Source organism: Mycobacterium sp. TY814, from assembly GCF_030755175.1.
In the GTDB taxonomy this organism is placed as follows: domain Bacteria; phylum Actinomycetota; class Actinomycetes; order Mycobacteriales; family Mycobacteriaceae; genus Mycobacterium.
In genome coordinates this window covers 263169-280463 of record NZ_JAUFRY010000002.1, presented here as the reverse complement: position 1 = coordinate 280463, position 17295 = coordinate 263169, and the positions used below count along the sequence as shown (strand labels likewise).

The 17295-nt window shown below is 65.0% G+C and carries 18 protein-coding genes; 7 read left to right on the top strand and 11 right to left on the bottom strand.

From position 1 onward, the window contains the following. Positions 1-55: 55 nt before the first annotated feature. The 6 genes from QXH22_RS15170 to QXH22_RS15145 all read left to right on the top strand — a co-directional run bounded on the left by QXH22_RS15170 (position 56) and on the right by QXH22_RS15145 (position 4651). Complete coding sequence (locus QXH22_RS15170) at positions 56-814, top strand: SDR family NAD(P)-dependent oxidoreductase (protein WP_306276171.1); 759 nt, start codon at positions 56-58, stop codon at positions 812-814. A gap of 30 nt (positions 815-844) precedes the next feature. Continuing rightward, positions 845-1630, top strand: a complete 786-nt coding sequence (locus QXH22_RS15165; RefSeq protein WP_371934230.1) for an enoyl-CoA hydratase/isomerase family protein — start codon at positions 845-847, stop codon at positions 1628-1630. A gap of 69 nt (positions 1631-1699) precedes the next feature. Continuing rightward, complete coding sequence (locus QXH22_RS15160) at positions 1700-2512, top strand: enoyl-CoA hydratase/isomerase family protein (protein ID WP_306276170.1); 813 nt, start codon at positions 1700-1702, stop codon at positions 2510-2512. Between the two features lie 2 nt (positions 2513-2514). After that, positions 2515-3339 (top strand): enoyl-CoA hydratase/isomerase family protein, encoded by an 825-nt coding sequence (locus tag QXH22_RS15155; RefSeq protein WP_306276888.1) that lies wholly within the window; start codon positions 2515-2517, stop codon positions 3337-3339. 131 nt (positions 3340-3470) lie between these two features. Next, positions 3471-4283 (top strand): hypothetical protein, encoded by an 813-nt coding sequence (locus QXH22_RS15150; protein ID WP_306276169.1) that lies wholly within the window; start codon positions 3471-3473, stop codon positions 4281-4283. Then, positions 4280-4651: a DUF732 domain-containing protein gene (locus QXH22_RS15145; RefSeq protein ID WP_306244820.1), complete on the top strand. Its 372-nt coding sequence runs from the start codon at positions 4280-4282 to the stop codon at positions 4649-4651. The genes QXH22_RS15150 and QXH22_RS15145 overlap by 4 nt, the downstream gene beginning before the upstream one ends. A 6-nt stretch (positions 4652-4657) precedes the next feature. On the opposite strand, the gene QXH22_RS15140 is transcribed toward QXH22_RS15145, so the two are convergent. The 11 genes from QXH22_RS15140 to QXH22_RS15090 form a co-directional block, all read right to left on the bottom strand. Beyond that, positions 4658-5314, bottom strand: coding sequence for a CAP domain-containing protein (locus QXH22_RS15140; protein ID WP_306244822.1), 657 nt, complete (start codon positions 5312-5314; stop codon positions 4658-4660). A 39-nt stretch (positions 5315-5353) separates the two neighbouring features. Next, positions 5354-5911, bottom strand: coding sequence for a hypothetical protein (locus QXH22_RS15135; protein ID WP_306244824.1), 558 nt, complete (start codon positions 5909-5911; stop codon positions 5354-5356). A gap of 71 nt (positions 5912-5982) precedes the next feature. Next, complete coding sequence (locus QXH22_RS15130) at positions 5983-6606, bottom strand: mammalian cell entry protein (protein ID WP_371934229.1); 624 nt, start codon at positions 6604-6606, stop codon at positions 5983-5985. Positions 6607-6645: 39 nt separating this feature from the next. Beyond that, positions 6646-8112: an MCE family protein gene (locus QXH22_RS15125; protein WP_306276167.1), complete on the bottom strand. Its 1467-nt coding sequence runs from the start codon at positions 8110-8112 to the stop codon at positions 6646-6648. Next, the gene (locus tag QXH22_RS15120) at positions 8113-9270 is read right to left on the bottom strand and encodes a virulence factor Mce family protein (RefSeq protein WP_306244828.1); all 1158 of its coding nucleotides are present in this window, start codon (positions 9268-9270) and stop codon (positions 8113-8115) included. Beyond that, a complete protein-coding gene (locus QXH22_RS15115) occupies positions 9267-10574 on the bottom strand; it encodes a virulence factor Mce family protein (protein WP_306276166.1) in 1308 nt (435 codons plus the stop codon). Before QXH22_RS15115 ends, QXH22_RS15120 begins: the two co-directional genes overlap by 4 nt. Further along, the gene (locus QXH22_RS15110; protein ID WP_306276164.1) at positions 10571-11887 is read right to left on the bottom strand and encodes a virulence factor Mce family protein; all 1317 of its coding nucleotides are present in this window, start codon (positions 11885-11887) and stop codon (positions 10571-10573) included. The genes QXH22_RS15115 and QXH22_RS15110 overlap by 4 nt, the downstream gene beginning before the upstream one ends. Beyond that, on the bottom strand, positions 11884-12912 hold the full coding sequence (locus QXH22_RS15105) for a virulence factor Mce family protein (protein ID WP_306276163.1): 1029 nt from the start codon (positions 12910-12912) through the stop codon (positions 11884-11886). Before QXH22_RS15105 ends, QXH22_RS15110 begins: the two co-directional genes overlap by 4 nt. 34 nt (positions 12913-12946) lie before the next feature. After that, positions 12947-14335 (bottom strand): MCE family protein, encoded by a 1389-nt coding sequence (locus QXH22_RS15100; protein ID WP_306276162.1) that lies wholly within the window; start codon positions 14333-14335, stop codon positions 12947-12949. 4 nt (positions 14336-14339) lie between these two features. Then, positions 14340-15206, bottom strand: a complete 867-nt coding sequence (locus tag QXH22_RS15095) for an ABC transporter permease (protein WP_371934228.1) — start codon at positions 15204-15206, stop codon at positions 14340-14342. A 9-nt stretch (positions 15207-15215) separates the two neighbouring features. After that, positions 15216-15980, bottom strand: a complete 765-nt coding sequence (locus tag QXH22_RS15090; RefSeq protein ID WP_306244837.1) for an ABC transporter permease — start codon at positions 15978-15980, stop codon at positions 15216-15218. 519 nt (positions 15981-16499) lie between these two features. Here QXH22_RS15090 and QXH22_RS15085 point away from each other — a divergent pair. Continuing rightward, positions 16500-17231: a FadR/GntR family transcriptional regulator gene (locus QXH22_RS15085; RefSeq protein WP_306276161.1), complete on the top strand. Its 732-nt coding sequence runs from the start codon at positions 16500-16502 to the stop codon at positions 17229-17231. The last annotated feature ends 64 nt before the right edge of the window (positions 17232-17295 follow it).

Below are 17295 nucleotides of genomic sequence, written 5' to 3'. Positions count from 1 at the left end.
TTCGAAGCCTACGGCCGACGGCAACGAACACCCTGCAAGAAAGGTAAGGACACCCATGAACCACCGCGTCGCGTTCGTCACCGGCGGAGCCCAAGGAATCGGCCAGGGCATATCAGAGACGCTGGCATCCAACGGTTTTCGGGTCGCGGTCGCCGACCTGAACCTCGAGGTGGCAGAGGCCACAGCCAAGCGCATCGCCGACTCCGGCGGTGAAGCCATCGCCGTCCACGTCGACGTCACGAACACCGAATCGGTTCGCAGCGCAGTCAAAACCGTCACCGCCGAACTCGGGGACATCGAGATCGTCGTCAACAACGCCGGCTGGGACGACTTCATGCCCTTCCTGAACACCTCAGAAGAGTTCTGGGACAAGATCATCGACATCAACTTCAAGGGTGCGCTGCGCGTCATCCACACCGTTGTTCCCGGCATGGTCGAGCGGGGCTTCGGCCGGGTCATCAACATCGGTTCGGACGCCGGCCGCGTCGGGTCATCGCTGGAGGCGGTGTACTCCGGAGCCAAAGGCGGCATCATCGCATTCACGAAGACACTGGCCAGGGAGGTGGCCACCAAGGGCGTCACTGCCAACACCGTCTGCCCGGGTCCGACCGACACACCCGCGCTGCGCAAGTTCGCCGACAGCTCAGGTCAGGATGCCGACAAGGTGATCGGCGGCATGACCCGCTCCGTACCGATGAAGCGCTTGGCCCAGCCCTCCGACATCGCCGCCGCCGTCGCGTACTTCGCGTCAGATGCGGCGGAGTACGTCACCGGCCAGACGCTCTCCGTCAGCGGTGGCCTGACGATGTCCTGACCCAATCCTCACGCGATCAAAGGAGATCCTGTGGCACAACCCCAAACCCGCGAGGCCGTGGCCTGGAACCGCGATGGGGCGTTCGTTGAATTCGTCATCGACAGTCCTCCGGCCAACGCGCTCGGCCCGGCGGTCATCGCCGGCCTGCACAACGCCATGGACTACGCCCAGAGCGTCAAAGCCAAAGTCATCGTGGTGACGTCGGCCGTAGACGGCTTTTTCGCTGCCGGCGCCGACATCAAACACATGACAACGGTTGACGCGGCCTCATTCCGGGCGTACGGCGACTCCCTGCGCGGCGCGCTGGAACGCCTGGCCGCGCTGCCGATGATCTCCGTCGCGGCGATCGACGGCCTCGCCCTGGGGGGCGGTCTCGAACTGTCGATGGCGTGCACGCTGCGAGTCGCCTCGACACGGGCCCGACTGGGTCTGCCGGAAGTCAAGCTCGGGTTGATCCCCGGCGGCGGAGGCACCCAGCGACTCCCCCGCCTCGTCGGACGCGGCCGGGCACTGGATCTGATGCTGACCGGCCGCCAGGTCACGGCAGAAGAGGCGTTCCGGATGGGGCTGATCGACCGTCTGGCCGACCCCGCCACCACCGCGCAGGCGGCAGCGCGGCAATTGGCCACCGAGTTGGCCGCAGCCTCGACGCCTGCCCAACTGGCCGTGGTGCGGACCGTCGACGCAGCCTACGACCGACCACTGCCCGATGGCCTTCGCTTCGAAGTCGACCAGATCCAGAATCTCTTCGAGCAGGGCGAGGCGGCCGAGGGACTCCGCGCGTTCATCGACAAACGCAAGCCGCAATTCGGCTGAGCAACCGTCAGATTCGACGCGATCCGGGCCCTTCGAGGTTCGGACGTTGAAGGATTGGAATGGATAAGCATGATCGATATCGAACGGCGTTATCAGACCCTGCGTCTGGAGTCTCCGGCTGACGGCGTGGTCCAGATAACTCTCGACCGGCCCGACCGGCTCAACGCCATGACGATGGCGATGTTCGGCGAAATCGAGTCGGTGGCGCACGCCGTCGCAGCCGATCGCGATGTCCGAGTCGTCATCCTGACCGGCGCCGGCACGGCGTTCTGTGCCGGCTACGACCTCGACGAAGCCGAGGAGTTGGCGTCGTTGTCGGCCCTGAACATGTTGGAACGCCAGGAGCGCGCCGCCCGGGCCCTCAGCGCGGTGCGTGCCGTCCCGGTTCCGGTGGTCGCCGCGATCAACGGTCCCGCCGCGGGCGGCGGCATGTCGCTGGCCCTGATGGCCGATATCCGGCTGGGATCGCCAGCCGCGAAGTTCAACGCCGCGTTCGTGCGTATTGGGCTCTCCGCGGGCGACCTGGGTGCCTCGTGGTTGTTGCCACGGTTGATCGGGCCGTCCGCGGCAGCGGAGATGGGCTTCACCGGACGCATTGTGGAGGCCGTCGAGGCCGAACGACTCGGCCTGCTCAACCGGGTGACCGATGCCGACGACCTGCTCGACCAGACCCTGACCCTGGCCCGGCAGATCTGCGCCAACTCCCCCGGCGGCATCCGCATGTCCAAGCGGGCGCTGCAGGCGAATATGGAGGTCACCTCCTTCGCCGCAGCGCTGGAACTGGAGAATCGCGGCCAGGCACTTCTGACGCGCTGTGCGGATATGAGTGAGGCGCTGGACGCCTTCAAAACCAAGCGCGTACCGAACTTTTCCGGGCGGTGACGATGACCACGGCGCGCTGGAATCGGGTGTCGCGGCGCCCGGTAGCCGACGTCCTGGACGAGCTACGCGGCGCCGAGACGCTGTCCTTCGACCAACACGGTCCCGACGTCGTGGTGATGTCGGTCAACCGCCCGCATCGGGCAAACTCGCAAACCATCGACATGTTCGGCGAAATCGCCTGGGCCACCCACATATTGCGGAGCGCTTCGGCACGGGCGCTGATCATTACCGGTGCGGGCGGCAAGGCGTTCTGCACCGGCTTCGATCTCGACGAGGTCGATGTACTCACCCGGATGTCGGTGTCGGACTTCACCGATCTCGTGGAGACGGCCGCCTCAGGATCCACCGCATTGCGGGCTTTGCCTTATCCGGTGATCGCCGCGGTGAGCGGCCCAGCCGCTGGCGGTGGTCTGTCCCTGGCGCTGGCGGCCGACATCAGGATCGCCGACCGGACAGCCAGTTTCAGCGCCGGCTTCGTGCGAGTCGGGTTGTCGATCGGGGAATTGGGTACGTCGTGGAATCTGGTTCGGATCATCGGACCCGGCCGAGCTGCCGAGATGGCGTTCACAGGTCGCACCGTCCGAGCCCCCGAGGCGTTGCGCATCGGGCTTGCCGACCGGCTCACCGAAGACACGACCGCTCTCGAGGCGGCGCTGGGGTTGGCCGAGGCCATTGCCGACAATTCAGACGACAGCATCCGCTCCACCAAGAACGCGTTGACCCGCAGCATGGAGAACAGCTCCTTGCAATCCGCCCTGGAGATGGAGAACCGCGGGCAGGCGCTTGCCATGCAGGTTCCGGGCACCCGCCGCGCGCTTGCGCCTTAGCGACACCGACCGGCATTACTTCTTTTCGCGACATCCGTCAATTTCCGTTGGCGCGGGGTCACTCTCGTCAGGGAGAAAGCTCCTCTCATCGGGGGACGCGGGTCGATGGCCTCGTCTCGTAACGTGACTGTGTGCCACCAGTCGATCATGCATTGAATCTCACCACGCAGGCGATCCTGACGGATCTCAGTTGGGGTCTGACGGGGGTGCTCCTGCTGATCGCCATCCGGATGGGCGTGCGCGAGCGCACCCCCGCCTACGTTCTGATGGTGTTGGCCGCGCTGGTCGGCGCGTTCGCCGAGCCGCTCTATGACGTGGCGATGATGCTTTACTTCTACTCCACCCCAGGCATGTGGACGCATTTCACGGCATTCGATATCCCGCAACCGATTTGGACTCACAGCGGCTACGCGGTGCTGTACGCCGCGCCCGCGATCTACATCTCGCGCCAGATCGCGCGCAACCTGATCACCCGCCGCGCACTGTTCGGCTGGGCCGGCGTCGCACTGCTCGAATCGGCTGCTTTCGAGATGATCGGCATCAACGGCGGTCTGTACAGTTATTGGGGGCCACACGTATTCCGGATCGTCCAGTACCCGTTGGTGATCGGTGTACTGGAAGCCGCTCAGGTGATCTGCTTCGCGATGGCGGCATCGCGGCTGCGGGCCGGCTGCACCAATCAGTGGCAGCTGCTGGGCCTGTTCGTGTTGTTCCCCTGCACGTTCTTCATGGCCAATTTCGGTGCGGGCTGGCCCACTATCATCGCAATTCACCTCGAGCACACGTCGACTGCGGTGACCGCCGCCGCGACAGTGCTCAGCATCTGCTTCGCGGTCGCGCTCGTGCGCGCTGCCTCGTCGTTCCTGCCACCGACCTCAGGAAAGCCCCACCCCGAACCCGGGCATGCCGTCGTCAGCGCGCCCGCGAAGACATTCGGTCCATGAAGCACCCAATGTCGCGGACCGCCCTGATATTCGCCGCCGCCGTCGTATGCGCGATCCCCGTTGCGGCAGCGCCCGTACCGGCCTACGCGGCTCCGGCCCCCGAGGTGGAATATCTCTACAACGTGACCGCCCGGCGGCACTACACCTTTCCCGACGGCGACGCGCTCAACTACGGATACGGAATCTGCGGCAAGGTCACCGCGGGCGAACGCTACGCCCAGGTGATGAGCGACGTGAAAAGCGACATCACCCCGAACGACGAATTCGCGGCCAACTACCTGGTCTCGTATGCAGTGAATCTTCTTTGCCCAGAACAGATCTGGGCGTTGCGGAACTCCGCGGCAAACTACCAGCCGCCGACTCAGTAAGCCGGCCTACTGCGCCGGCATTCCGGGCGGCGGGTACACGCCGCGCAGAATCCACGGGAGCCAACTGATGCCGAATTCGACCTCGTCGGTGGCGTCGTAGTCCGGGCTAGGGTCCAGTGGAACATTCTGGGGCAGCACCACAATCGGTGCGGGCCCCGATTGCTGCCCGACCGTCGTGCTCTGGGCCGGCCGCTCCGACTGCCCATAAACCGCCACCACGACGGTGCGATCCGGACTGTTCTCCGACCACACCCCCACCTGGCTGTTGGCGCAGTTGGACATGATCGCGAAATACGCGGGGTTGTAATACCACTGGTTCATCAATTCGACGCCGCTGATGGCCACCGCGGGATTGATCGCCACGGTCTCGGCCACGCCGCCTCGGAAGCCGGCGGCGTTCGCCCGACTTTGTGGCGTCGAACCGTCAGATCCGATGTCGCCGTCGATATTTCGGTTGTTCAACATATCGACTGCGTGCCATTGCGCGGCCAGTTGCAGTTGCAGGTTGATCTTGACGTCATTGGTGCAACCTGCCTGATGCTGAACGGTGTAGACGTTCGCGACCACGCCGTCGTTGAGCCGCTTGTTGTCGGCGTGCGCCGCGGGCGCACACACGAGGGGGCCGCACGCCATCGCGCACAGGATCAGCGGTCGATAGTGCATGTCAGTTCCTTTGCGTCCGCCGTTGGCTTCGTCGTGGGCTCAGACCGGGTCGAATTGCGAGATCAGCCAACGGCCGCCGATCTTGTCGAGGGTGACCCGAACACTGGACGCGGTGCTGGCGGGCGCATCCTGCCCGACGATGACGGTCTGATTCACCAGCAGCAGGACGACGGCGTGCTCGGCCGTCGCCGACGTCGACGCGGCGGCAGGAACGGTGGCCACCGCCGAAATCTGCTTCTGCTTCGCCCCGGGGATCACAACGTCGTGGGTCAGAGAGGTATACGCCTGCAGGAACGCGCCGGTCAGTCGGTCCCGCGCGCGCTCGAGGTCGGCCTGCACGGTGTCGGGCCGGTAGGACAGCAGCGCAATGGTCCCCTCGGTGGCGGCACGCACGGATTCCGCACGGGCCGCCGCCGCGTCGCGAGCCGACGTGTCCTGCCATTTGAGGTAACCCACAGCCAGCGACAGCGCCAGCGCCAGCCCGGGCAGCACACCGTAGGCAATTGCCCGTGACCAGCTGGGGCGCCGCCGGACGCGCGGTGGCGGCGCATCGAGCGTCTCCTCGGCGACGGACTCTTCGTCGACAGGCAGGTCCATTGTCCCAGTGGAGATTTCAGCCACCGACTCACCGCACTTCGAGTTGCGGTTCCGGCGCAATCTGAGCCGGCTCATGACACGAATCCGACGTTGGAGACCTTGATCTGATCGCCGGCCCGCTGCACGGAGATCCGCATTCGCCACGACCTGGGCGCCGGGTCGGGTTCGCCGGCATTCGATGTCTGAACGGCCACCACCACCAGTACCTGTGCGCCGTCGGCGGTTTGCGACTCGATCCCAGCCTCCGTGATCGAGCCCACCGTCGTCGCCTTGGCTTGCTGGAGTACCTCGATGAACGGCTGCGACCGTTTGGCGAAGTCGTTGTAGAACTCTCCTGTCGCCCCGTCCAGGATGCGGCGCACGTCGGCGTCGGCGTGCTGCCAGTTGATTGTCGTCAAGTTCAGCGCGCCCTGCCTGGCCACCTGCAGGTACTGGCTCCGCTGGGCTTGCAGCTGGTGGGACTGTTGCAGTCGGAAACCCCACCACCCGGCCAGTGCCGCCATAGCGATAACAGCGCTGAGGCCGAACAACATCGCGCGGCGGTGCACGGGCACGCGCTTTCTGATCCGGGTCGCCGGCGGGCTGTCGGTGTCGTCCGCTGCGGACTCGGCAGAACTGTGCTCGACGGCCTCGACGTCGTCGGTGCTTTCGTCGCCGATGTCCACCGACAGTTCGGGGTCACTCAATACGGTCATACCGCCCTCCGTTTTTCGTGGGTCTAGGTGTCGTTGCCGTCACGGGGGTGGCAGCAGCATCGACTGCCACGTCCTGTCCTTCGGCGCGGTCTGGGCCAGATCGGACCGGGTGTACTGATGTCCGTCGGGTCCGACGTAGCTGCCCGTCGCCGGGTCGTACTGGGCGGCGGCGATCGGCGGCAGTGGCGGATCGGGTCCGGGCGCGGCCCCGGGCACCGGCGGCGGGGATCCGGGCGGCAGCTGCGGGATGCCCTGACCGGACAACGTCGCGTTGGGGTCGCCCTTCCAGTTGTTGCCGTCGTTGAGTGGCACGTACTGTTCGTTGCTTTCGCAAAGCTTGACGGTGGGTGCGCGCTTGCCGGGCACGGTTTCACAGGGAGTGTTGCGGGCACCGCGCACGTTGAGCGGCGAGTCCTGCGGAACCCTGCAGTACAGGTCGCCGGGTGCTCGCTGCGGATAGTCCTCGAAGGTGGGGTTCCGCTGCTGCTGTGCCGGCAGGAAGCCGGTGGTGCACGGCGGCGGCAGGTTGAGATTGAGGTTGAAGCTCAGGTACTGGCCCCGGTAGGCCTGTTTGGTATTGACGTTGGCGAGGATGCCCGCCTGTTCAGCGGCAATGGATTCAGGGAAGACGACCAGCAGTTGCTCGATGTCGTTCTGATAGGTGAGCGCCACCTGTCCGACGCTGACGAGGTTGGCGAGCAGGATCGGCAAGGTGGGTTGAACCCGATCGATGAGTTGCCGCATTTCCCCGAGCGCGGGGCCCCCCTGGTCGATGGAGCCCGCGACCGCGCTGTCGTGCGTCTGCAATTCCGTGGTCACGGCGGCCAGGTGTGATGCCCACCCCGCAATCGCACCGGATGTGTGGGTCTGTGAATCCAGCACCGGTTGCGCCTGGTCAATCAGCGTGACGAGCGGGTCGAGGTTCTTGCGGGCGTCGATCGCCAGGTTCGACGAACCCGAGATCAAGCGGGAAAGCTCGGGACCCAGCCCACCCACCGCCATGTACGACTCATCGACGACGGTCTTCAGGTTGTCGCGAGGTATCGCCGCCAATGCGGTGTTGGCAGCGCTCAGCAATTGGTTGATGTTCGGTGGCACGGAGGTGTCGGGGCGCCGGATCACGTCGCCGTCCTTGAGCGGTGGCGAAGTGGCGTTGCGCGGCAACAACTCGATGTAGGACTCACCGATCGCCGATTGACTGTGCACCTCGGCCTTGAGGTCGGACGGAATGTCGATGCCGGATTTCAGGGACAGCACCGCTTCGACACCGTTGTCGGTCAGACTCACGGACTGCACCTGGCCGACTTCGGTGCCGCGGTAGGTGACGTTTCCCGTGCTGTAGATCCCGCCGCTCTCAGGCAGTTCCACCTTCACTGTGTAACGGCCGACCCCGAACAGCATGGCCGGCAGTTTCACGAAATGCAGCGACATCACGGCGAGGGCGGCCAGCGCGATCACGGTGAAGACTGCCAGCTGGATCTTGACTCGTCGGTGCAGATGCAGCATCTAGGACCCCTGGTCAAAGTGGTACGGGATGGCCAGCGGGTTGCCGGGAGTACCCCGATAGCCCGCTGTGCAGGGGCTGGGGTACTGGCCGATGGTGCGTCCCCACTGCAGCTCCAGCTCGGTCAGATGGCACTCCCATCGGGTTCCGGTGAATATGCCCTGGTCGATTCGGCTGAGCGTGAGGTCGATGATCGCTGTGAGGTTTGCGTAGTCACCGCGTTGAAAGTTCTGGAAGGTTTCGTTCGGAAAGGGGAAGGTGGCGATCAGGCTGAGCGCCCGGGTCAGGCTCGGACCGGCGTTGGCGAGCGACTCCAGCACGGGCCCAAGGTCTTTCAATTCTTTGACCAGGTTCGCTTTGGTTTTGTTCACCGAGTCGACGGTCAGTGCGCTGAATTTGCTCAATTGATCGGCCGCCTCGACCAGGGTGTGCCGCTCGTCGTTGAGTACCGCGAGCGCGTCGGGAATGGTGGCCAGCGCCCGGTCCAGCACGGGTTGCTGGGCGGCGAATGTGCCGGCCAGGCGGTTGAGGCTGTCGGTGGCCGCGATGATGTCACCGGACTGGTTGTTGAGGTTGGCGGTGAATTTGTCGAGCTGCCCGATCAGGCTGCGCAGATCCTGTTCGCGGCCGCGAAACGCGGTGCTGAACGCCTCGGTGATGTCCTGGATCTGGCCCAGGCCGCCCCCGTTGAGCACCAGCGACAGTGCAGCCAGTGTTTGCTCAGTACTCGGGTAGGCGGCCCCGCGGGACAGCGGAATCAGCGCACCAGAACGCAACTTGCCTTGCGGCGCTTCACCTTTGGGTGGGCTGAGCTCAATGTGATAGGAGCCCAACAGGCTGGTGGTGCCGATCTTGGCTGTTGCGTTGGCCGGCAGGTTCACATCGCCGTTGAGCCGCATCGTGACCAGCGCGTGCCAGCCCTCGCGCGCGATTTTGGTCACATGACCGATCGTCACGTCGGCGACGCGCACCCGGGAGTTCGGTTGAATGTTGTTGACATCGGGCATCTGTGCCTGAATCTCGAAGGAGTCCGGGCCGTCACCCTGGGTGCCCGGCAGCGACAGCGAGTTCAGCCCGTGCCAGCCGCAGCCGGATGTCCCCGCCACGGCCGCGAGCAGGGCCAGAGTTGCGACCAGGTGGCGCCAGCGGCTGATCCTCATGAGCCACCTCCTGGCGGGAGCATCAGACCGCGCAGGCCGGCGGCGGGGTCGGTAGCCACCGCCTCGGCCGGACCGGCAGACGTCGCCTCGGTGCCGGGCGCTGTCGGGGGCACTGGCGCGGCCGGCGGTACGAAGTCGGGTCGCATCCAGTCTTCGCTGTAGGTGACCTCGTTGGGTCTGGCCTGCGCGCCGACGAACAGGTTCTCCCCAATGGGCGGAAAGTTGTACTGGCGGTTCTTCAGGATGGGCGCCATGTACTGGGCGCAGAGCTTCGCCGCTTGCTCGCCTCCCAGCCGGGAGGCGGCCTGCACCGCTCCGCAGAGGAAGGCCAAGGGATTGGCCATGTTATTGCCGGCCAGCGCGCCGGTCAGCGCACCGTTGGCCGGTTCGAAGATGTTGTTGAAGTTCTGCAAGACCGTTGGGCCGATGTGCAGCGTCTGCTTGATGTCGTCAAGGCTGCCGACCAGCGCCTGGGTGATCGACGCCAGTTTGTCCGACGCGGTGCCGACTGCCTCTCGGTTGTCGGCGGCGAAGCTCCCTACGTCCCCCAGGACGGCATTGAGGTCCTCGACTGCCTGACCAACCTTGTTCGGGTCGTCGGCCAGCACCGAGGACACGGCGGCGAGGTTCTGATTCAGCTGCTCGAGCAGATCTGCGCTGTCGTGCAGCGCCGACACGAGCGTCGACAGATCCCGGAAGGTGGCGAAGATGTCCTTGCTGTGGTCGCCGAGCGCCGACACCGCCTGGGACAGCTTGATGATCGTGTCGCGGATGGTGGAGCCCTGTCCGCGCAGGTTGTCGGCGGCGGTGTTGATGAGGGAGCCCAATGTGCTGACGCCGCCCGGCTGATCGGGTTTGAGTAGATCGGTCAGCCGCTGCAGTTGGGTCCGTAAGTCATCCCACTCGACCGGCACCGCGGTGCGATCCGAAGGAATCACCGCGCCGTCCTGCATCGTGGGCCCGCCGCTGTACGGCGGCGTGAGCTGAATAGCGCGGCCCGTCACCAATTGTGGCGACAGGATCGCGGCTTTGGCGTCAGCGGGCACCTTGTATTTGCGATCGAACCAGAACGAAACCTTCGCCCGCAGCGGCTGCGGTTCGATCTTGACGATCTTGCCTACCGGCACGCCCCGGATGCGGACGTCGTCGCCGGCAAACAACCCGTTGGTGTTGTCGAAATAGGCGACCACGAGTGTCCGGTCCGCCTTGTCGTTGGCTCGCATTGCGACCACGACGCCGGCCACAAGCATCAGGACGAGGGTCGTCATCAACACGGCACGGGCCCGCCGCAGGTCCTTGATCACGGTTGGCCTCCCGGATGCTGAGAGGACGGCAGCTCACCCGGTGCCGGCACGTAGACCGGCTTGGGTGTCGGTTCGGGCGTGGACTGCAGGCTCGCCGGCGGTGGCGCCGGCGGTCCCGGCGGCGGCCCTCCCGGCGGCGGTGCGGGCAACGGTTCCCGATAGGGATAGCGCGGATCGCCGGGGTTGCCGGTGATCGCGTCGGGCAGTGTCAGGCGCGGCTCGCCACCCTGGCCGGTCCGGGGGTACGGCATCGGCAACGGCGGGGTCCCGGGCTGGCCGGTCGGCGGGTCGGTCAGCTGCGACGGCAGCAGGGTGGCCGGGTCGAGTCCCAGATCAGAGAATGCGGCACCGATGAACGGCTGCACGAACTGCCCCGGAAGCAGATTCACCACGTACGCCTTGAAAAATGGCCCGGACGAGACGGATTCGCCCAGCGACATCACGTAGGTGTTGATCAGTGGGATGGCCTGTTGCAACCTCTCTTTACGCTGTTCGACGATCGCCAGCACCCCGTTGAGCTTGTCCAACGCGGGCCGCAACTGCTGCCGGTTCTCGGCGATGAACCCTTCCAGCTGCCGCGACACCGCCGAGATGTTCCGCCAGATCTGGCCCAGCGCGGCGCTCTGTGTCCGCAGTTGGGCCAGCAACGCGTTGGTGTCGCGCACCAAGTCGACGATCTGGTCGGTGCGCTTGGCCAGCACGCCGGTTGCCTTGGCCGCGTTGCTGAGCAGATTGCGGAGTTGGGCGTCGCGCTCGTCGAGTGTTTGTGCGAATCGCGCGACGCCCTGCAGCGCGTTCTTGAGGTCGGGCGGCGTATTGGCAAAGGTCTGCGCCAGGGTGCTCAGCGATCCAGACAGCTGCTGGGTGTTCAGCCCGCTGATCGTGGTGGCCAGGTCACCGAGGGCCTCGGGCAGCTGGTAGGGCGAGATGGTCCGCTCCATAGGTATCGGACCTTTGAGCTGACCGTCACCGCGGGGCAGCACATCAAGGATCTTGCTGCCCAGGAGGCCTTTGGTTTTGATGGCCGCCTCGGTGCGATCGCCGAGCCGGATGTTCTTGCCGACCTTGAAACTGACCAGCACCCCGGTTCCATCGAGTTCGATGCTGGATACCTTCCCCACCGGATAACCCGAAACCTCGACACTGTTTCCCGTCCGGAGCCCGCCGGCGTCGGCGAAATAGGCGGACACGTCTCTGCCTTCGTTGAAGAACGGCAGCTTCTGGTACTGGAGAGCGCCCACCGCGATTCCCGCGACTGTCACTATGCCGACGGCGCCGACGACCAGCGGGCTGCGTTCAGAGAAGGACTTCATTTCGGTGCGCACCGTCCCGTGGCCTGACCGGCCACTTTGATGTAAACCGGTTGCCCCCCTTTGCCGTTGACCTTGAGTACGACATCGCAGAAGTAGAAGGCGAAGTAGTCGCCGTAGACGCCCTGACGGACCAGGGCGCGGTACCTGTCCGGAAGCGTGTTGAGCAGATTGTCGAGATAGTCATGGTCCGCCAGGGCGATCGTCGCGGTCCGGTCGGTCTCGGCAACCACCTTCTTCACCGGTTCACGGGCCTGCGACAGGAGGTCGGCTACCGACCCGGCGGCGGCATTGGTGTAAGCGACCGCGTTGGAGATGTCCGTTTTTCGTTGTGCCAGGCCGTGAATCAGCTGCGACAGCGATGTCACCGCTTTGTCCAACCGCTCGGTCTGGCCGCCCAGCGAACCCAGCACCACGTTGAGGTTGGTGACGACCTGCCCGATCAACTGATCTCGGTCCGCCAACGTGTTGGTCACCGCCGCCGCCTGGTCCAGGAATGAGGCGATCGTGGGGCCTTGCCCTTGAAATGCCTGCACCAACTGCCCGCTCAGGGCGTTGACCTGATCCGGGTTCAGCGCACGGAACAACGGGCGGAATCCACCGATGAGCGCGTCGAGATCCAGCGCCGGTTGCGTGCGCGCCACCGGAATCGTCTGCCCCGGACTCAATACCTTGAGTCCCCCGGTGCCCTCCTGCAGCGCCAGATATCGGTCACCGAACAGGTTGTCGTACTGGATCACCGCCCGGGTTCCCTCGGTCAGGACGACCGAATCGTCGGCGGTGAATGCGACCCGCACCGACGCATCGGGGTTGATGGAAATGGTGGTGACCTTGCCGACCTCCACGCCGGCGATGCGGACCAGCTTGCCCTCCCGGAGATTGGACACATTGCTGAACTCGGCGAAGTAGGTCTTGCCTTCGCTGAACCGGAGCTGACCGAAAATGGCGACCAGCGAAAACGCGGCCAGCAGGCATACCGACAGGAAGATGCCCAGGCGCACGACGACGCCTCTCAGGTTTTCCCGCATGGCTCCTTCTCCTGCTTGGGTGGAAAGTCGGCGGTCATGGTGGCGGCGCCATTTCGGCCGTCGGTGACGGCACGGCCGGTAGCTGGCCGGATTCGGGTGCAGCCGGCGGTATCCCGGGCCACAGCGGCACGCCACCCGGCCCGTACAGCGGCGCCCCGTACGGCGGAGCGCCGGGATACGGGATGGGCCCGACCGCAGGGCCAGGAATGCATTGGCGGATGGACGGCGGTTCCGGCACGGCGCGGGTCACCGGCAGGTAGTCGGCCCAGCAGGGATGTCCAAGACCGGGATTCGGACGGATGTCGAGTCCGGTTCCCCACCCGGTGTTCGTAATGAGTTGGCGTACCGGGAAATTCTTGGTGGCATCCGGCAACGATCCGCAGCCCGGCTTTCCGCCCGGCCCACCCTTGGCGGCCACGATCGGCAGGTTCTCGGGATACTCGTAGGGGTCGTTACCGAACAACAAAGCGACATCGAGTTGGAGCGTGCGACCATCGCCGCCCCACGCGGAATAGCCGCCGTTGTCCAGATACCACTTGGCGCCCTGCAAAAAGCAGGTGTACTCCGGGCTGTACTTGTTCAACAGGTTCGTCGTGGGCTCGAGAACGTTGACCGCGGAGACGAGATTGTCCCGGTTGGGACCGAGCAGGTTGGTGCCGGCATTTGACAAGCCAATGACGTTGAGCAGCAACGAATCCAACGATCTAGAATGATTGACCACGGTGGTGCTGGTGGTGCTGGTCGCGTTCAGGATCTTCACGATGTCTTGAGCGGCCGCGCCGTAGGTGTCGTTGAAGTTCCGGAAGGAACGCCAGTCCTGGCGCATGGTTTCGCTGCGCGCATTAAGCGCCTGCAACACCTCGTTGAGGTCGGTGGTCGCCTCCCCCATCCGCGCACCCTGTCCGCGCACACCGTCGGCCACCGCGGTCAGCACCGCGTTCAACTTGACCGGATCGATCATGCCGAGCAGGTCGACGACGTTCTCGAAGACGGTGTTGATCTCGGTGCTGACATTTTCTGACTGCAGCACCGCACCCGCCTTCAGCCGGGCCGGACTCGGGTTCTCCGGGTACACCAGTTCGACGAACTTCGCGCCAAAAGCGGTGGTGGCGCTGATCTTTGCCTTGACATTGGCCGGGATGTAGCGGATCTGGTCAGGGTCGAGTTCGAGGGCCAAGCTCGCCCTGTTCCTAGTGTCGCCGATCTGGCCAACCCGGCCGACCTGCACGCCGCGCAACTCGACCTTGGCCCCGCTCTCCATCACCAGACCCGCACGCTCCGAGGTCAGGGTCACCGGTACATACGACCGGAAGGTCCCGGCGAAGGCCGTCGTCGTCACGACCATGAACAAGACGACCGCGAGCAACAGGATCACCGTCCACCAGGCCGGCGAGATGCGATGCACTCCTGAGTTGCGGGCCATCGCACTAACCGGCCAGGTGGAAGTTGCCGGACTGACCGTAGACGGCCAGCGTGATCATCACGATCTCTACGGCCGCAACCACCATGGAGGTCCGTACCGCACGGCCGACGGCTTCACCAACCCCCGCAGGACCGCCGTGCGCGGTATAGCCGTAGAAGGTGTGCACCAGCATCACCACGATCGTGATCGCCACCACCTGGAAGAACGACCAGATGATGTCGCGCGGGCTGAGGAAGGTGTTGAAGTAGTGGTCGTAGACACCGGAGCCCTGACCGTAGATTGCGGTGGTGCCACTCCGGGATGCCAAGAACGCCATCATGATTGCCACGCAGTACAGCGGAATGACCACAACGATGCCGGCAACGACCCGGGTGGATGCCAGATAGCTGATGCTGCGAATGCCGATCACCTCGAGCGCATCGATCTCTTCGTTGATCCGCATGGCTCCCATCTGAGCGGTGGCTCCGGCGCCGATGGTCGCCGACAGCGCGACTGACGCGGTTCCCGGCACGATCAGCCGCACGTTGAAGTAGGCCGAGGCGAACCCGGTGAGGGCTTCGATGCCGACGGACGCCAGTTGGTTGTAACCCTGTACCGCAACCAGCGCGCCGGTGGTCATCGTCAGGAATCCGACGATCACCACAGTCCCGCCGATCATCGCCAGAGCCGCCGCACCCAGGCCCATTTGGGCGATCAGCCGCAGCAACTCGCCGCGGTAGTTGACCACGGCATCGGGGATTGAACCCAATGTGCTTGCATAGAAGCGCATCTGGGTCCCGACGCGATTCCATTCACTCCGGGTGCTGTCGAACGTGCGCCGGAGCCGCGGATGGAGCATCGCCGAAGGTCTCGCCGCGGTGATCTCTGTCATCGGTTCACCTCAGGTAACCGTGAACTGAATACCAACGGCCGTCACGATGACGTTGATCGCGAACAGGACCATGAACGTGAACACCACGGTTTCGTTGACCGCATTGCCGACACCGGCCGGACCACCACCGACCGAGATGCCCATATAGCAGGCGATCAAGCCGGCCGCCATCCCGAAAAGCATTGCCTTGACCAGCGATACGATGACATCGCCGAGGCCGGTCAGCGTCGTCAGCCCCGTCACGAAAGCCCCCGCCGAGACGTGCTGGACGTACACGGTGAAAAAGAACGCGCCGCTCAGCCCGACCACGGTCACCGCCGATTCCAGCGCCAACGCCACCGTGGTGGCCGCCAGTACGCGCGGGACCACCAGTCGGTGGATGGGATTGATGCCAAGCACCCGCATCGCGTCGAGTTCCTCGCGAATGGTCCGCGCACCCAGATCGGCGCACATCGCGGTTGAGCCGGCGCCGGATACCACCAAAACCGTGACGATGGGGGCGATCTGGTTCACCGTGCCGATTGCCGCGCCGGTTCCGGAGAAGTCTCCGGCGCCGATTTCAGTGAGCAGAATGTTGAAGATGAAGGTCAGGATCACCGAGTACGGGAGCGTCATCATCAGGGCGGGCACCATGGAGACCCGCGCCACGAACCAGGTCTGAATCAGGTATTCGCGCCACGCGACCGGCGGCCTGAACATCAACACAAAGGTGTCCAGCGACATCGCGAAGAAGCCCCCGACCGCGCGGACTGGTTTGGTGAAGGCAGCCGTCATCAGCACAGCTGCCCCCGCCACCACCGCGTGCGAGCCGCCACCCTGGGGACATCCCGATTCCCGCAGGGTCGCATACAGTCGCGTCCAGCCGATGGCATGGATGAACGCTATCGAGGCAGCAGTCGGGTGACTGCTCCATCAAGAGGGATAATGAGTACCCCAATGGGGTCACTTCTCCGCCCTGCATCCCTCGCAGATTCTGGCGCTGCCGCGCACATCGAGGTCAGCGCAGAGACCCGACCACGACACGCTCCCATCGTCACACGGTCGCTACTACACCCGTCAAATCGTCTATGCCGTAGCCGTTTTGAGGCATCGCCGCGCGATGCCCCGCATCCTGCCGTCGGCGTTTCCTGGTACTTGCGAGCGGACTTGGACGCGCCGAACGCGTTGGCGGCAAGCACGTTTGCCTTCAGAACAGGCAGAATCGCGTCGTAGGCCGCATTCTGCGGTTCATTCTGAGAAGCTTGTGCTGCGGTGTCGTGACGGCACCGGATGCGACCGGAAAGGAGGCTGCGCGTGCAACGTCGCGAGCAGGCGCTCCGCTCGTCCCGGGCTGAACGTGTGGCTGCCGATCTGGAACACGAGATTCTGACCGCCCGCCTGCCCGTCGGGGCTCACCTGGGACGCCGCTCGGAGATCATGGACAGATTCGGCATCAGCCCGACGGTGATGAACGAGACGTTGCGGATACTGCGCGATCGCGACCTGGTGGCGGTTCGACCCGGTCCGGGCGGCGGAATCACCGTGGCCAGTGCACCCCCGCAAGTTCGCGTAGGCGCACTGGACCTCTGGTTTCAGCCGTCCAACCCGCATCCCTTGGATCTGTTCGAAGCTCGCCTGTACCTCGAGTTTGGCCTTACCAAGGCGGCGTTCGAACGCGCCGACGCCGATGACGTCACCGCGATGCGCGCAGCGATGGTTACGCTGCGGGCCAGCACAGATGCCGCGCGGTTCTTCGATGCCGTACTCGCGTTCCACGGCGTCGTCGCCGCCGCGGCGCACATCCCGGTCCTGGAGGGGATGCATCAGACGATCGTGACCAGCATCAAGGCGGTCCTGACGCGGGTGAGGTTCGTCGACCAATACGAACCGTTGCTCGCCGCCAGCCTTGACGTCCACGACGACATTGTGGCGGCCATCGCGCTGCACGATCAGGCGTCTTTCGTCGCCGCGCTCAACCGCCACGACAAAGACCTGATCCGCGCTGACGACCCGGACCGGACCCCCAACACCCCGCAGCACCCCTGACTGAACGGTCGGTTCGGCCGACCACTGCGCAGGCATGCCACGACCTCCGCCGCCGGGGCAATGT

Coding starts and splice junctions, on each gene's coding strand:
- QXH22_RS15105 (WP_306276163.1), bottom strand. CDS start 12,912: ATGCGGGAAAACCTGAGAGGCGTCGTCGTGCGCCTGGGCATCTTCCTG.
- QXH22_RS15125 (WP_306276167.1), bottom strand. CDS start 8,112: ATGCTGCATCTGCACCGACGAGTCAAGATCCAGCTGGCAGTCTTCACC.
- QXH22_RS15160 (WP_306276170.1), top strand. CDS start 1,700: ATGATCGATATCGAACGGCGTTATCAGACCCTGCGTCTGGAGTCTCCG.
- QXH22_RS15100 (WP_306276162.1), bottom strand. CDS start 14,335: ATGGCCCGCAACTCAGGAGTGCATCGCATCTCGCCGGCCTGGTGGACG.
- QXH22_RS15090 (WP_306244837.1), bottom strand. CDS start 15,980: ATGACGGCTGCCTTCACCAAACCAGTCCGCGCGGTCGGGGGCTTCTTC.
- QXH22_RS15145 (WP_306244820.1), top strand. CDS start 4,280: ATGAAGCACCCAATGTCGCGGACCGCCCTGATATTCGCCGCCGCCGTC.
- QXH22_RS15135 (WP_306244824.1), bottom strand. CDS start 5,911: ATGGACCTGCCTGTCGACGAAGAGTCCGTCGCCGAGGAGACGCTCGAT.
- QXH22_RS15110 (WP_306276164.1), bottom strand. CDS start 11,887: ATGAAGTCCTTCTCTGAACGCAGCCCGCTGGTCGTCGGCGCCGTCGGC.
- QXH22_RS15120 (WP_306244828.1), bottom strand. CDS start 9,270: ATGAGGATCAGCCGCTGGCGCCACCTGGTCGCAACTCTGGCCCTGCTC.
- QXH22_RS15155 (WP_306276888.1), top strand. CDS start 2,515: ATGACCACGGCGCGCTGGAATCGGGTGTCGCGGCGCCCGGTAGCCGAC.
- QXH22_RS15095 (WP_371934228.1), bottom strand. CDS start 15,206: ATGACAGAGATCACCGCGGCGAGACCTTCGGCGATGCTCCATCCGCGG.
- QXH22_RS15170 (WP_306276171.1), top strand. CDS start 56: ATGAACCACCGCGTCGCGTTCGTCACCGGCGGAGCCCAAGGAATCGGC.
- QXH22_RS15140 (WP_306244822.1), bottom strand. CDS start 5,314: ATGCACTATCGACCGCTGATCCTGTGCGCGATGGCGTGCGGCCCCCTC.
- QXH22_RS15130 (WP_371934229.1), bottom strand. CDS start 6,606: ATGACCGTATTGAGTGACCCCGAACTGTCGGTGGACATCGGCGACGAA.